11 protein-coding genes are annotated in these 14,933 nt (G+C 69.6%); 2 read left to right on the plus strand and 9 right to left on the minus strand.

What is annotated here, in order from left to right:
- Positions 1–379: 379 nt before the first annotated feature.
- Both nucS and ACL9RL_RS08340 read right to left on the minus strand, forming a co-directional pair.
- Complete coding sequence (gene nucS, locus ACL9RL_RS08335; RefSeq protein WP_422779762.1) at positions 380–1,075, minus strand: endonuclease NucS; 696 nt, start codon at positions 1,073–1,075, stop codon at positions 380–382.
- A 287-nt stretch (positions 1,076–1,362) separates the two neighbouring features.
- Entirely contained in the window at positions 1,363–2,703 is a 1,341-nt protein-coding gene (locus ACL9RL_RS08340; RefSeq protein WP_422779763.1) for an MFS transporter, read from the minus strand.
- Between the two features lie 102 nt (positions 2,704–2,805).
- Between ACL9RL_RS08340 and ACL9RL_RS08345 the strand changes: the two genes are divergently transcribed.
- On the plus strand, positions 2,806–3,876 hold the full coding sequence (locus tag ACL9RL_RS08345) for a LacI family DNA-binding transcriptional regulator (RefSeq protein WP_422779764.1): 1,071 nt from the start codon (positions 2,806–2,808) through the stop codon (positions 3,874–3,876).
- A gap of 260 nt (positions 3,877–4,136) precedes the next feature.
- On the plus strand, positions 4,137–5,396 hold the full coding sequence (locus tag ACL9RL_RS08350) for an amidohydrolase (RefSeq protein ID WP_422779765.1): 1,260 nt from the start codon (positions 4,137–4,139) through the stop codon (positions 5,394–5,396).
- Positions 5,397–5,486: 90 nt separating this feature from the next.
- On the opposite strand, the gene ACL9RL_RS08355 is transcribed toward ACL9RL_RS08350, so the two are convergent.
- The 7 genes from ACL9RL_RS08355 to ACL9RL_RS08385 form a co-directional block, all read right to left on the minus strand.
- Entirely contained in the window at positions 5,487–6,266 is a 780-nt protein-coding gene (locus ACL9RL_RS08355) for a response regulator (RefSeq protein ID WP_422779766.1), read from the minus strand.
- Entirely contained in the window at positions 6,263–7,690 is a 1,428-nt protein-coding gene (locus tag ACL9RL_RS08360; RefSeq protein ID WP_422779767.1) for a sensor histidine kinase, read from the minus strand. The genes ACL9RL_RS08355 and ACL9RL_RS08360 overlap by 4 nt, the downstream gene beginning before the upstream one ends.
- A gap of 131 nt (positions 7,691–7,821) precedes the next feature.
- Positions 7,822–8,697, minus strand: a complete 876-nt coding sequence (locus ACL9RL_RS08365) for an ABC transporter permease (RefSeq protein WP_422779768.1) — start codon at positions 8,695–8,697, stop codon at positions 7,822–7,824.
- Positions 8,694–9,734 (minus strand): ABC transporter ATP-binding protein, encoded by a 1,041-nt coding sequence (locus ACL9RL_RS08370; RefSeq protein ID WP_422779769.1) that lies wholly within the window; start codon positions 9,732–9,734, stop codon positions 8,694–8,696. The genes ACL9RL_RS08365 and ACL9RL_RS08370 overlap by 4 nt, the downstream gene beginning before the upstream one ends.
- 114 nt (positions 9,735–9,848) lie before the next feature.
- Positions 9,849–11,162 (minus strand): MATE family efflux transporter, encoded by a 1,314-nt coding sequence (locus tag ACL9RL_RS08375; RefSeq protein WP_422779770.1) that lies wholly within the window; start codon positions 11,160–11,162, stop codon positions 9,849–9,851.
- A 46-nt stretch (positions 11,163–11,208) separates the two neighbouring features.
- Complete coding sequence (locus ACL9RL_RS08380; RefSeq protein WP_422779771.1) at positions 11,209–14,148, minus strand: VTT domain-containing protein; 2,940 nt, start codon at positions 14,146–14,148, stop codon at positions 11,209–11,211.
- A gap of 258 nt (positions 14,149–14,406) precedes the next feature.
- Positions 14,407–14,856, minus strand: coding sequence for a DUF1801 domain-containing protein (locus ACL9RL_RS08385; RefSeq protein WP_422779772.1), 450 nt, complete (start codon positions 14,854–14,856; stop codon positions 14,407–14,409).
- Positions 14,857–14,933: the final 77 nt, after the last annotated feature.

Raw genomic sequence — 14,933 nt, forward strand, 5'->3', positions numbered from 1 at the left:
CTCCCGCCCCTGACAGTCACCCACGACGTTCTCTCCACAATTCAGGAACATTCGCAGCATTCAGGACGATCCGGTCCGTTTCGGCGCCATATCGTCCTGAATTGCGCTTTTCATCCTGAATTCCGCACCCCGAGTGGCGGGCACGACGGTCACGACGCTGCCGGGCATGGCGTTCGCCACGCATGTTCGCAATTCCGGAACTCTCGGCCGAAAACAGTCGATTTCGGCCGAAAATCGCCGAAATCGTCACTCCTGTCACACGTTTCCCGAAATTGTGAACAGGATGCGGTGGCAGGGCAGGGCAGGGCAGGGCAGGGCAGGGCAGGGCAGGGCAGGGCAGGGCAGGGCAGGGCCGGGCAGGGCCGGGCCGGGCAGCCGGCTAGAAGAGGCGGGAGTCGCTGTCGTCGAGGCCGCGCATCGCGTCGTAGTCGAGCGTGACGCACCGGATGCCGCGGTCCTTCGCGAGCGTCCGGGCCTGCGGCTTGATCTCCTGCGCCGCGAACACGCCCTGCACGGGTGCGAGCAGCGGATCGCGGTTCATCAGTTCGAGGTAGCGCGTCAGCTGTTCGACACCGTCGATGTCGCCGCGCCGCTTCAACTCGACGGCAACTGATGCGCCGTTCTCGTCGGTGGCGAGGATGTCGACCGGGCCGATCGCGGTCATGTATTCGCGTCTGATCAGGCGGTAGCCATCGCCCAGGAGTTCGATCTGCTCCGCGAGCAGCTTCTGCAGGTGGGCTTCGACGCCGTCCTTCTGGAGCCCGGGGTCGACCCCGAGGTCGTGCGCGCTGTCGTGGTGCACCTCGTGCAGGGACACGACGAGCGCGTCACCCGTCTTCTTGTGGGTGACCTTCCAGAGCTGCGTGATCCCGGCGGCGAGCTGGTCGTCGTCCGGTTCGAGGATCGTGAGCGTGCAGGGCGGGCTCATCCAGTTGAGCGGCTTGTAGGAGCCGCCGTCGGAGTGGACGAGCAGGCTGCCGTCGTTCTTCACCATCAGGAGTCGACGCGCGAGGGGCAGGTGGGCGCTGAGCCGTCCCGCGTAGTCGACCGAGCACTCTGCAATCACCAAACGCACTCGTTGAGCCTACCGTCCCCGCTTCGGCCCGCCCCATCGCATCGTGTGTCCGCAATTCCGGAAAACGTGTGACAGGAGTGACGATTTCCGCGATTTTCGCCCGAATCCGCCCGTTTTCGCCCAAGAGTTCCGGAATTGCGAACAGTCTGCGCACCCGGGTACTTCCAGAATTCAGGACGAAAGACGGAATTCAGGACGATTCCGATGCTCGGGGGCCGGAATCGTCCTGAATCGTGCGGAAGTTCCTGAATTGTGGAACGCCGATGGGGGACGGGACGACCGGCGGATCAGGCCGTCGCGACGCGCCGACTCGCCTCGCGCGCAGCCGGCGACGCCAACCCGGCGAGCACGATGAGCACGAGCACCACGAACAACGCGTTCAGGATGCCGACGTGGTCGGCGAGCAGCCCGATCGCCGGCGGTCCGACGAGGAACGCGCAGTAGCCGATCATCGCGACGGCGCTCACCCGGGCGGCGGCCCGGCGCGGGTCGTCCGCTGCGGCCGACATCCCCACGGGGAACCCGAGCGAGCATCCCAGTCCCCACAGCACGGCTCCGGCGATCATCAGCCAGGTCGGCTCGGCGAGGATGAACGTCGACAGTCCGACGACCGCCGCGCCAGCCGACACCTGTAGGACGATGACGCGTCCGAAGCGGTCGATGAGCGGCCCGCCGACAACACGGCCGATGGTCATCGCGCTCACGAACGCCCCGAACACGAGCGCCCCGACGGCCTGCGTCTGGAGGTGTCCGTCGACGACCGCGATCGTCAGCCAGTCGTTCGCGCTGCCCTCGGCGAACGCCATCCCGAGCATGATGACACCGATGAAGACGAGGCGGACGTCCGCCCACACGGACAGCCCGGACAGGAGGCGCTGACGCCAGTTCCCGCGGCCCGCGGACCCCGACCCGGCATCGGCACCGGAACCCTCGTGCGCCTCATCGGCCAGCGGCTCGCGGATCGGCACGTACCGGACGGCGACGACGGCGGTCCCGGCGATGACGGCGGCCATCACGATCGCGTGGATGAACACCGGCAGGGCGAGCGATGCCGCAACCGCGCCGATCCCGGCCCCGATCACCGTTCCGAAGCTGAAGCACGCGTGCATGAGCGGCAGCACGGTCTTGCCGAGTTCGTGCTCGGCCGCAGCGCCCTCGACGTTCATCATGACGTCGACGCTCCCGTTGCCGAAGCCGAACAGGATGAGCCCGATGAGCACGATGCCGGCCATCGGCACAAGCGATGACCCGATGCCGATGAACACGAGACCGGCCGCGACGATGCTGAGCGACGTCGCCATGCCGCGTCGTGGTCCGAGGCGCCCGAGGACCGGCGGTGCTGCGATGAGGCCCACGATCGACCCGATCGACATGCCGAGGATGAGGAGGCCGATCTCTCCGGTCGAGATGCCGAGGCTGTCGCGGATGGCGGGGAGGCGGGCGACCCAGGTGGCGATGCTCAGACCGCTCAGGGCGAAGATCACGAAGATGGCGTTGCGCCAGGCGACGAGTTCGCGGCGGGGGCGGAGGGTGGTCGTCAGGCGACCGGAGGCGTTCGTGGACGCGTCGCTCGCTGCCGTGCCGCCGCTCGTCGCGGTCTCCGGGGTGGTGTTGCTGTGCTCTGACACTGTCGTCCTGATGGTCGAATCGCGGGGCGATGGGCGAAGTCTGGATGGTGGGCCGGGCCCGGAATCGAATCGATTCGATAACGTCGACTAAGCTAGCAGATCGTGGACCCGGAATCACGTGCATCTCGCCCGACATTGGCCGATGTCGCCGAGCGCGCCGGCGTCTCGCAGTCGACGGCTTCGCTCGCGTTCAGCGGCTCAGGGCCGGTATCCGATGCGACGCGTGAGCGGGTTCTCCAGGCTGCGGCGGAGCTCGATTACGCGGGGCCGGACCCGCGTGCGCAGTCGTTGCGCCGTGGGAGGAGCGGCATCGTCGGCGCCGTCGTCGGCGGTCGCATCCGGGATTCGTTCCGCGATCCGGTGATGGTGCAGACGCTCGACGGGCTCGCGGAGGAGCTCGGTGCGGTCGGTGCGGGCCTCCTGCTCCTGAACGATGCGGAGGACGGCGTCGCCCGCCTCGGCACAGCTCCAATGGACGGCGTTGTGCTCATCGGCTGCAGTCCGCTCCTCGACGACACGGTCCGGCTGCTCACCCGCCGAGGCATGCCGGTCGTCTCGATCGAGGGCCACGAGGGCCTCAAGGTCCCCGACGTCGGCGTCGACAACCGTGGTGGAACGCGTGAGGTCGCCGAGCATCTGGCATCCCTCGGGCATCGGGATGTCGCGCTCGTCGCCCTGCAGTTCGACGAGTCCCGCGTCCGTGGCGTCCTCAGACCGGAGTGGGAGGCGTCGGCGACGGTGGTCCCGATGGTGGAGCGTCTCGCCGGCGCGCGCGATGTCTTCCCGCAGCTCGTGAGCATCGTGACGGGTGGGAGCTCCCTCGAGGAGGGACGCATCGCCGGACACACCCTGCTCGATGTCGATGCCGCCGACCGGCCGACCGCGATCATCGCCCAGAGCGACCTCCTCGCGGCCGGGGTGATCCGCGCGGCGGAGGAGCTCGGCATCACGGTTCCGGCCGAGCTGAGCGTCACGGGGTTCGACGGCATCCGTGTGGAGGGCCTCGACTACGACCTCACGACCGTGTGGCAGCCGTCGCGGGAGAAGGGTGCCGCTGCCGGCCGGGCGATCGTGGAGATGATCGAGGGCGGCGATCCGGTGCCGGAGTCGTTCGGTGTGCGGTTCCACCGCGGTGCCACGACGGCTGCGCCGGTGCGCGAGGCCCGCGCCTGACCCGGCTAGCCAGGGCCTGACTCAGCCAGCCAGGGCCTGACCCGGCCAGCCTCAGCCCGCCTCTTCCCTCCCTCCTCCGATCCCTCCCCGTCCCGCCCATCGCGCATAACTCCTTCAATCCCGAGCGCCGGTGAACCGGCTGCCGCGGAATTCCGGGGTTCGGCGATTCTGGCGCGACGATTCGAAGGAGTTGTGCGCGAAGGACTCCTGTCAGACGGAGGCGCCCGCCTAAGCTGGTCGGACCGTCGCAAGGAGGATCAATGTCGTCCCAGTCCGTCTCAGCCAGCGCATCCGCGATCGCTTCCGAAGTGGAAGACCTGTACCGCGATCTGCACGCCAACCCGGAGTTGTCCTTCGAGGAGCATCGGACGGCCGGGATCGTGGCCGATCGGATCGGCGCCCTCGGATACCGGGTCACGACCGGCATCGGCCGGACCGGCGTTGTGGGGGTGCTCGAGAACGGCGATGGCCCGACCGTCCTGCTGCGCGCCGACATGGACGGCCTGCCCGTCACGGAGGAGACCGGCCTCGACTACGCGAGCACGGCCCGCGGCATCGATCCGGACGGCAACGACGTCGGCGTGATGCACGCGTGCGGCCACGACGTGCACGTCACGTGCCTGATCGGCGCTGCGAGGCTCCTCGTCGAGACCCGCGACACCTGGTCCGGCACGCTCGTCGTCCTGTTCCAGCCGGCCGAGGAGCACGGCGGCGGCGCACAGGAGATGGTCGATGACGGTCTGTACGGCCGCATCCCGACCCCCGACATCGTGCTCGGCCAGCACGTCGGTCCGTTGCCGGCAGGTGTCGTCGGCACGCACTCCGGGCCGTCGTTCGCTGCGGCGGATGCGCTCGAGGTCACGCTGTACGGCCAGGGCGGGCACGGTTCGCGCCCGCAGTCGACCGTCGACCCGATCGTGATGGCCGCCGCGACCGTCATGCGGCTGCAGACGATCGTCTCGCGCGAGGTCGCCGGGACCGATACCGCCGTGGTGAGCGTCGGCACGCTGCACTCTGGCACGAAGAGCAACATCATCCCGGACACGGCGACGCTGGGTCTCAGCATCCGCAGCTACGAGAGCCACGTGCGCGACCGCGTCATCGGCTCGATCGAGCGGATCGTGCGCGCCGAGGCGCTGGCGTCCGGTGCGCCCAAGGATCCGGAGATCGTGTCGATCGAGTCCTACCCGGTGCTCGTGAACGATCCGGAGGCGACGGCGACGGTCACAGGCGCGTTCGTGGACGCGTTCGGTGCGCAGCGGGTGCTCGACCCGGGCCTCGTCACAGGCAGTGAGGATGTCGGCAACCTGTCGACGGCGGCCGGCGCACCCCTCGTGTACTGGATTCTGGGCGGGGCAGATCCCGTCGCGTTCGCTGAGGCGTTCGCGTCCGGTCGGATGGAGCAGGACATCCCGGGCAACCACTCCTCGAAGTTCGCCCCGCTCATCCGCCCGACCCTCGACACCGGCATCGCGGCACTGTCGATCGCCGCCCTCGAATACCTCCTCCCGCGCCCCTGACCGTTCTCCTCTGCCGAGGGGTCGCAAACTGCGGGTGTTCGCGTTGAGGACCCGCAGTTTGTGACCCCTCGGCAGAGGAAGAGGGAGGGGCTAGAGGAGGTTGAGTTCCAGGGCGAGGGTGACCGCCCGGGTGCGATCGTTGACGGTGAGCTTCTCGAAGACGTGGAGGAGGTGCGTCTTCACCGTCGCCTCGGAGATGAAGAGGGACTTCGCGATGCGGGCGTTGCTGTTGCCGGCGGCGACGAGACGCAGCACCTCCAGCTCGCGCGCGCTCAGGACCGGGCGGGCCGGAGCCGATGCTGCCGCAGCCGACGCCGCAGCACCCGCCCGCATGCGGTCGACGAGTTTCGCCGCGATCTCCGGAGCCAGCACCGTCCGGCCCCCGACCACCGACCGGATGCCGGCGAGGATCTCCTCCTGCGGCGCCGCCTTCAGCAGGTAGCCGCTCGCGCCGGCCTCGATCGCACCGAGGATGTCGTCATCGGTCTCATACGTCGTGAGGATGAGGACCCGCACCTCCGGCACGGTCTCGATGATGCGGGCCGTCGCCTCTGCGCCGGAAAGGTGCGGCATCCGGAGGTCCATGAGCACGAGGTCCGGGCGGAACTCGGCCGCGAGACGGACGGCTTCAGCGCCGTCGGAGGCCTCCGCGATCACGTCGATGTCGTCGGCCCGCCCGAGCAGACCGACGATGCCGCCCCGCACGATCGGGTGGTCGTCGGCGACGACGACGCGGATCTGGGACGGATGCGCCGATTCGGGATGGGCCGATGCTGGCCGGGCTGATGCTGGCCGGCCGGAGTCTGACGGCCGTGCTACCGGCTGGGCCGACGCTGACTGGGCCGGAGCTGGGTTGGTGGTGTCGGTCATCGTGAGGGGTGCTCCGGATCCGGGTTCGACGGGTGGGACGATGCCGCTGGTGTGCGCGCGGCGCGGAGCAGATCGGCGACCGCGGGGCTGAGTCTGGGGTCGGCGGGAGCGGGAGCGTTCGCGGCGCTCGCCGGATCCCGCGTCGGAGTCGCGGCGGGTGGCGTGGCCGCGGTCGGGACCGGCACGCTGACGCGCAGCATCGCGCCTCCGCCCTCCCGATTCGCCGTGGTGACCCGCCCGCCGAGGAGCTCCACGCGGCTCTGCATGCCGTCGATGCCGAACCCGCGTTCGCGGACGGTGCCGTCCGCTGGGAAGCCGACGCCGTCGTCGCAGACGGTCAGACTGATCTCGGGCGCATCTGCGGGCATCGCCCCGTCGCTCAACGCGGGATCGCCATCGCCGCTCAGCACAGCATCGCCCCCGCCCAGCACGGCATCGCCCCCGCTCCGCGCAACCCGCAACCCCAGCTCGACCGACCGCGCACCCGCATGCTTCCGCACGTTCGCAAGCCCCTCCTGCGCGCATCGCAGCAGGACGACTTCGAGCGCGCGTGGGAGCTGAGCGGTGGTCGCATCGAGGCGCACGACAACACCCGTCTCCCGCTCGAATCGGGACGCCAGCCGCTGCAGACTGTCGTGCAGGCTGGTGTCCGAGGCGGGGAATCCGGCGTTCGTCGCGACGAGGGCTCTGGCTTCCCCGAGCGCCTCCCTGGCCGTCGTCTCGATGAGGTCGATCGTGTCGTCCGCGACCATCGGCGACTCGGCCCTGGCCCGCTGCGCGAGCATCACGACGCTCGTGAGGCTCTGCGCGATCGTGTCGTGGATGTCGCGGGCCATCCGTTCGCGTTCGGAGGCTGCGCCGGCATCGCGGCTCGCCCGTTCGGTCTCGGCCTGGGCGTCCTGCAGCTGTTGCAGGAGACGGGCGCGTTCGAAGGCGTACTCGTGGATGCGTGAGATCCACAGCCCGAGCGCGATGCTGAACACGAGGCTGATGCCCTGGATGAACGCGGCCTGGGCGAGGACCCCCTCCGACCCCTGCACGCCGATGCCGACGGCGAACCCGATCCCGAGCGCGATGGCGCTCACGACGTTGAGGATCACGGCGGTGCGGGTGTTGCGCGTGAGGACCCAGAGGAGCGGGATCATCACGACCTGCATCGTGAGCATGTTGGGGGAGAAGGCGGCGCCGATCGCGACACCGACGATGAGAATGGTCTGGAACAGCAGACCGGCCGTCTCTCGCCCGAGCTGGCGGCGGCCGAAGCTGTAGTAGCAGGCGCACAGGATCAGGAGGACCGCCCACGCGCCGATCCGGCTGGCGCCGCCGGCATCGTCCGCTTCGCTCAGCCAGACGATCACTCCGACGACGAGCGATGTCGCGCCGAATGCGATGTCCCACCACCGTCGTCCGTCCAAGTCGCCCATGTCGTTCCCTCCTCCCATCCTCTCCGCCCCATTCTCCCGCCCCCAGCCCGCGAGGGGTCGCATCTGGCTAGTCCAGACCCCGTCCGACTAGCCGTTTGCGACCCCTCGCGGGCTGAGCGATGGTGGATGGGCTACTGGCGGCGGATCCAGCGGAAGGTGACGCGGCAGAGGACGAGGCCGAGGACGCACCAGACGGCGAGGATCAGGGCGACCCAACCGAGATCCCAGACGCCGTTCTGCTCCTGGGCGGCGAACGTCTCCGGGAGGAACACCGATCGCATGCCCTGCGCGATCCACTTGAGCGGGAAGATGCTCGCCACGTTCTGCAGCCAGGTCGGCAGCATCGTGAACGACAGGTACACGCCTGAGATGAACTGCAGCACGAGGACGATCGGGATCACCACCGCCGTCGCACTCTTGCCGCTGCGGGGCAACGAGGAGAGGGCGATGCCGAGGACCGCCGATGTCACGATGCTCAGCAGGTAGATCCACGCGAACGTCAGCCACTTGTCGGGTTCGGTCGGCAGGGCGACGTCGAACGCGAAGTGCGCGACGAGCAGCAGCAGCGCGATCTGCAGGATCGAGGTCACGAAGACCTGTCCCATCTTCCCGAGGAAGTAGCTGAAGACGGGGAGCGGGCTGCCGCCGAGGCGTTTGAGGGTGCCGTCGCTCTTCTCCGTGGCGATGTCGGTCGCGAGGTTCTGGACGCCGGACAGGAGGATGCCGGCGGCGATCATCCCCGGCAGATAGTAGGCGGCCTGGCTGATGCCGCCGCTGCCGTCCGGCGCAGCGCCGACCTTGCCGACCGCGCTGAACGCGGTGGAGAAGATCGCCAGCATCACGACCGGGAAGAGGAAGGTGAAGAAGACCTGGTCGCCGGAGCGGAAGTAGATCCGGGTCTCGTAGGCGATGCGGCTGATGCCGAGCGAGATCGTGCGGCCGGGCGGGAGCGCAGGCACGAGCGCGTCGCCGCGGGGAGTCGATGCCGATGGGCGGGTCGTGGTCATGATCGTGCTCCCGTGGTCGGTGCGTTCGTCGGAGTCGTGCTGGTCGAAGCGCCGGTCCCTGAGCTTGTCGAAGGGCCCGCCCCGGACGTCGACTCCCCGGTCCCTGAGCCCGCGGCCCCGGTCCCTGAGCTTGTCGAAGGGCCCACCCCGGGCGTCGATTCCCCGGTCCCTGAGCCTGTCGAAGGGCCCACCCCCACCCGCGCCACCAGCCCGAGGTACACGTCCTCCAAGCTCGGCCGGATCACTTCGAGGTCGCGCGGTTCCCCGCCCGCCTGGCGGACCAGCTCGGCCACGCGCAACGCGGGTTCCGTGGTCCGTTCCTCGTGCAGTCCGGCGGCGTCGCGCCATCGGACCACCGGCACCCGCGCATCGGGCCCGCCGATCTCGTCGACGGCCCCGATCTCGACGAGCCGTCCGCCGGTGATGACACCGGCCCGGTCGGCGAGTTGGGCTGCCTCGTCGAGGTAGTGGGTGGTGAGGAGGATCGCGGTGCCGTGGTGTTTGAGGTCGCGGATGAGGTCCCAGAACTGGCGGCGCGCTTCGGGGTCGAAGCCCGTGGTCGGTTCGTCCAGGAAGAGGAGTTTGGGTCGGCCGATGACGCCGAGCGCCACATCGACCCGTCGTCGTTGACCGCCGGACAGTTTGCCGATGCGGGTGCCCGCCTTCGCGGTGAGGCCGACGGCTTCGATGACCTCGTCGACGCCGCGAGGGTGCGCGTAGTAGCGGGCGAACTGGGTGAGTTGTTCGCGGACGGTGACGTTGGCCGCTTCCGCGCTGGACTGCAGGACGATACCGAGCTGTGCCTTCCACGCGAGCCCGCCGTGCGCCGGGTCGACGCCGAGGACGCGGACGTCGCCGCCGTCGCGGCTGCGGTAGCCCTCGAGGATCTCGATCGTGGTGCTCTTGCCGGCGCCGTTCGGGCCGAGGAGGGCGAACGTCTCACCCGCCTGGATGTCGAAGCTGACGCCGTCGACCGCCGGTTTCCCGGCATAGATCTTGCGGAGGCAATTGACCTCGACGATGGGTGTTGTGCTCATGCCACCAATAGTCGTCCTCGGTGTCCCGCCCCGGTAGCCTCCATCCGACCGATCCTCCATCAACCGATCGGTTGATGGAAGCCCATCTCTCCGCTGCCGAGGGAGCGGGGGGGGCTAGACGCCGGTGCGCATCCAGGCGGTCGTGCGGGCTCGGAGGCCGAGGGTCAGGGCCCGGGCCCCGAGGTAGCCGAAGAGGAACGCGATGCTCAACCAGGCGAGACCAGCGGCATCGGGCGAGGACCAGGTGAGGACGGCGAGGGCCATCGGGACGAAGACGGCCGTGTTGAGCAGGCCCGTCAGCGCCAGGTATCGCGCATCGCCCGCACCGATGAGGACGCCGTCGAGCACAAAGACGAACCCGGCGAGTGGCGTGGAGACGGCGAGCACGATGACGCTCGGCAGGATGAGCGCGGCGATCGCCGGATCGCTCGTGAACAGCAGGCCGACGAAACCGCTCGTCGCCGCGACGACCGCCCCGAGCACGATCCCGGACCCGACGCCCCACTGCAGGCATCGGACGAGGACGGCGCGCACACCGGCGACATCGCCGCCCCCGAGCCCTTTGCCGACGAGTGCCTGGGCGGCGATCGCGAGAGCGTCGAGGGCGAACGCGAGCGTCGCGAACAGCGTCATCACGACCTGGAACCCGGCGAGTTCATCGGTGCCGAGCGATGTCGCGACGAACACGGCCAACAGCATCGCGACCCGCAACCAGGCGGTCCGGAAGAACAGCCAGATGCCGGATCGGGCGGCCCCGCCGATGCCGGCGCGATGCGGTCGGAGGCTTGCGCCCGTGCGGGCGACGTGCCGCAGGATCACCACGACGTAGGCGACGACCATGCCCCACTGCGCGATGACCGTCCCCACCGCTGACCCGGCGATCCCGAGGCCGAGTCCGTAGATGAAGAGGAAGTTGAGGGCGATGTTGGCTGCGAAGCCGGCCCCGGCGACGTACAGCGGCGTCTTGGTGTCCTGCAGTCCGCGGAGGAGGCCGGTCGCTGCGAACACGAAGAGCATGGCCGGGATGCCGAGCATCGAGATCCCGAGGTAGGCGTCGGCCTGGCGGGTGACGTCCTCGGATGCGCCGAACAGTCCGACGAGTGTGGGCGAGAGGAACCAGCCGATGGCGGCGATCACCGCCCCGAGGCCGAGCGAGAGCCAGAGGCCGTCGACGCCGACGGACACGGCGCCGCGTTCGTCGCCGTGTCCGAGGCGTCTCGCGACCGCCGGCGTCGTCGCGTAGGCGAGGAAGATCATCAGGCCGATGATGGTCTGCAGTACGGCGCTCGCGACGCCGAGCCCTGCGAGCGGGACGACGCCGAGGTGGCCGACCATTGCGGAGTCGGCGAGCAGGAACAGCGGTTCCGCGATGAGTGCCCCGAGTGCCGGCACCGCGAGGCGGAGGATGTCGCGGTCCACAGCAGTCATCCGTCGAGCCTAGGGCCCACCTCCGACGGCGGCAGTCCGCGGCCGCTCAACGGCTGAGCAGCGCGCCGCTCAGATTCGCGATGTCGCCGAAGCGCCCGTTCGTCAGGAACCCGCGCGCGATCGCGTACGACACCCGTGGCTGATCCGTGTCCTCGCGGCAGAAGAGGGAGAGCGGCACGGATTCGGCACCGAGCTCCGCTGCGAACTCCGCGATGTCGGCAGCCCCGAACAGCGGTTCCACCCGCGCCGCGATGCCGGCGACCGCTCGAACGGCCACCCCGTCCGGCTCGCTCCGATCCTGCCCCAATCCGGACGCCGCGAGCGACACGACCTCCGCGCCCTCGGCGGCGAACGCCCGGCACGCGGCGAGGATCGCCAGCCGGACGGCATCGTTGGTCGTCGGCGCGGTTCCCGGCGCGGGCTCCGCGACATCGCCATCGCCCCTGCCATCGCCACCAATCCCGACATCGACCCCTGCCCCGGTCGCCCGCGACACGACATCGAGCGACCATCCGACGATCGTCCCCCCAGCGCCATCGATCGGCAGCCATGTCGTCGCCGCCAGCAGCGCCCCGTTCCGATCCACAACGGCCGACGTCCGCGCAACGCCTCGCAGGCTGCCGAGGCTCCCGCCGACCGTCAGCCCGAGCTCCGGCACGTGCCGGTCCGTCACCCACACCGAGGTGAAGGCCCGCGCCTGACTGCGGATCTCCCACGACTGTTCGGCGAGGGGCTTCACGATGCTGCGCAACCCCGCCGTCGCAGCGAGCCCGTCGAGCGCCCGGACGGCCGGAACACGACCATCGGCCCCGCCCTCACCCTCACCCTCGTCAACGAACGCCCGCAACGCCACCCGCAGATCCCGCCCGAGCGGCGACACCCGCCATCCGTCGGGTGCGTCGGCCGGCTCAGAAGCGGCGAACACGCTCGGCGTCAGCCCGACCCGCTCGGCGGCGTCGGCGAACGCGGTGATGGCGGCGGCCCGCGCGCCCACCGGCCGGTCCGGCCCGATCGGGTCGCCGATCGCGAGCGCGACACCGCCGTGCTGCTGGTACGCGATCGCGTGGGTCCCGCCCTCGGTCACGAACACGCGGTTCTCCGGCCGCAGTGCGACCGTCGCGAGCGGTCCGCCGCCGTGCTGGGCGATGATCGCCGCCGCCGTCCGCCTGGCCCGCCGCGCACCCGGCCCGATCGCATCGGGGAGCCTGCGACGGGTCTGGTTCGCGGCGACCCGGAAGGCGTGCCTCGACGCGATGAGCAGTCCGGCCTGCACGACCCAGAGGATCGCGGTCGACAGCCAGATGGTCGCGAAGTCGAGGGGAATCCCGGTGACGATCGTCACCACGACGAGCAGCACGGTCACGAGCAGGTTGAGCACCGTGAGCGCCATCGCTGCCCACCAGGCCCAGCGGTGCCCGCGCCGCAGCCAGTTGACGATGAGCACGATCGCGATCGCGTCGAACAGGACGTCGGTCCACGACCCCTGCGTGAGTGTGGTCGGCCCGAGCGGCCCATCGAGCGGCAGCACCGTGATGAGCACCTGCACAACGCCCAGGATGACGAGGCCGGCGACCGCGAAGAGCCGCCAGTCGCGTTCCGTCGGGCGGGTCCTGCTGCGGTGTTCGCCCACCATGATGCGGGCGACGATGACGAACACGACGACGCTGATGAAGTGCTCCAGGTCGGCGACGTCGCCGATGTACAGGAGCGCGATCGACACCCATGCGACGAGCACGAGCCGCCACCGCAGACGGTACGGCGACCGCATAAAAGCCGTCGACGTCGCGACCAGCGCGAAGATCCCGCAGCTGGGGCCCACGTCGAGCGTTGTGGTGATGGTGTGCGCCCACTCCCATCCGGTCGGTTCGAGCGCCGCTGCGACGCCGAACGCCCCGAGGACGCCGACGAGATGCCCGGCGATGAAGATGCCGGCCATCCGCACCCCGCCGAACCGGTACTCGACCCAACCGCCGAAGACCGCGGCGCCGATGATCGCGGTCGCGTAAGCGCCCGGTCCGGTCGTGATGAACAGGCCGGTGAAGATCGTCCACCAGCGGCCGGCTTCGAAGCTCTCGATGCCGAACGCGACGTTCGAGAACCACGGCGCCGTGTGGATGGGCTGCCAGAGACCGCCCGTGACGACACCGAGGACGATGAACACGGTCACGAAGACGGTGGTCACCGGGACACGGCGGAGGGCCCAGCGGATCGGGGTGAAGACGTAGCCGACAGCTGCACGGAAGTCGGCGCGCTGGGTTGCGACGGGTGCCGGGTTCGGCGCGACGTCCGTTCGCGTTCCCGCTGCCCGCATCGCCCCGGCCGCGTTCGGCGACAGTAGCTCGTCGAGCTCCTCTTCAGTCAGCGAAACGACCGGTTCCGGGGCTTCGCCGGTCGCCGCCCGTCGCCTCGCCCGATACACCACGACGATCGCGATGACGATGCCGACCACCCCGGCGACGACGAGCGCCGCCCAGGAGAACCGGTGCAGGATCTCGGTCGCGGCTTTGCCGAGCAGGGTGACGATCGTGACGACGAGGCCGGCCCAGACGATTCCGCCGGCCGCATTCGCGGTGAGGAAGATCGGGTACGGCATCCGGAACATGCCGGCGAGCGGGCCGGAGAAGATGCGCAGCACGGCGACGAACCGGCCGAAGAACACGGCCCACGGGCCCCAGCGGCGCATGAGATGCACGGCGGCGCCGAGGCGTTTCGGGCCGACGTGTTTGGGGAATCTGCGGTTGAGGACGGAGATGATCCGGCGACCGTATCTGGCGCCGATGACGTAGCCGACCGAATCGCCGATGATCGCTCCCGCGGCTGCTGCGGCGCCGATCCAGACCGGGTTCAGGCCGCTCGTCGCCGCGAGCAGGGTCGTGGTGATGAGGATGGTCTCGCCGGGGAGGGGGATGCCGAGGCTCTCGACGGCGACCACGAGGAACACGACGATGATGAGCGCCGCGGGCGGGATGGCGGCCAACCAGTCCACTCAGCACCCCTTCCGAACCCGACAACAGTGGCTCAACGCTAGTCCTCCGAGCCGGGAGATTCTGCCGGAACCGTGGCGCAGTCGATGTCCGGCTCGGCCCCGGTCGTGCCCCGCACCGTCACAACTCCATCCCCACACCGTCATAACTCCTTCAATTCGTCGTCGTCGACGGACGGAACCGCGGAATTCCGGGGCGGTCGCCGGCCGGGTGCACAAATTGAAGGAGTTATGACGGTGCAGCGGGTGCGAGCGGCTTGGCTACTCGTCGGAGTCGGCCCCTGAACCGACACCGCCGTCGCGCGCCCGCAGCCCGTAGATGCCGGAGCTGACGGTCCGATAGCTCGTGGCGATGATCTGTTCGAGGACGGTGAGGTCGTTCTGGTCGAGGTTCTTCAGATACAGGCAGCCGACGCCGGACGTGTGCGGACCGAGCTTCGCGAGCAGCTCGGTGTGCGCGCCGATGCCGTCCGGGAGGTAGATCGACGTCGCGGCCTTGCGGGGAGAGAATCCCGCGGCGCCCGCATCGCCTTCCCGTCCGCTCTCGTACCGGTAGTGGTACTCGCCGTATCCGATGATCGTCTTGTACCAGAGGCGTGGTTCCTCGCCCGTGACACGACCGAAGAGTTCCAGCAGCGTGTCCGCGTCTCGTCGGCGGATCTTGTGGGTGACCGTGGCGAGCAGCTCCGCGACGTCGGCATCGATGTCCATGCCCCAGTATCCCAGCCCGCCCGCCGTTCTCCTCCTACGCCGGCCCGTCCGCACGCCGCACGCCCACCGCCATCACC

Origin of the sequence: Plantibacter sp. Mn2098 (genome assembly GCF_049319745.1) — a bacterium.
Classification (GTDB): Bacteria; Actinomycetota; Actinomycetes; order Actinomycetales; family Microbacteriaceae; genus Plantibacter.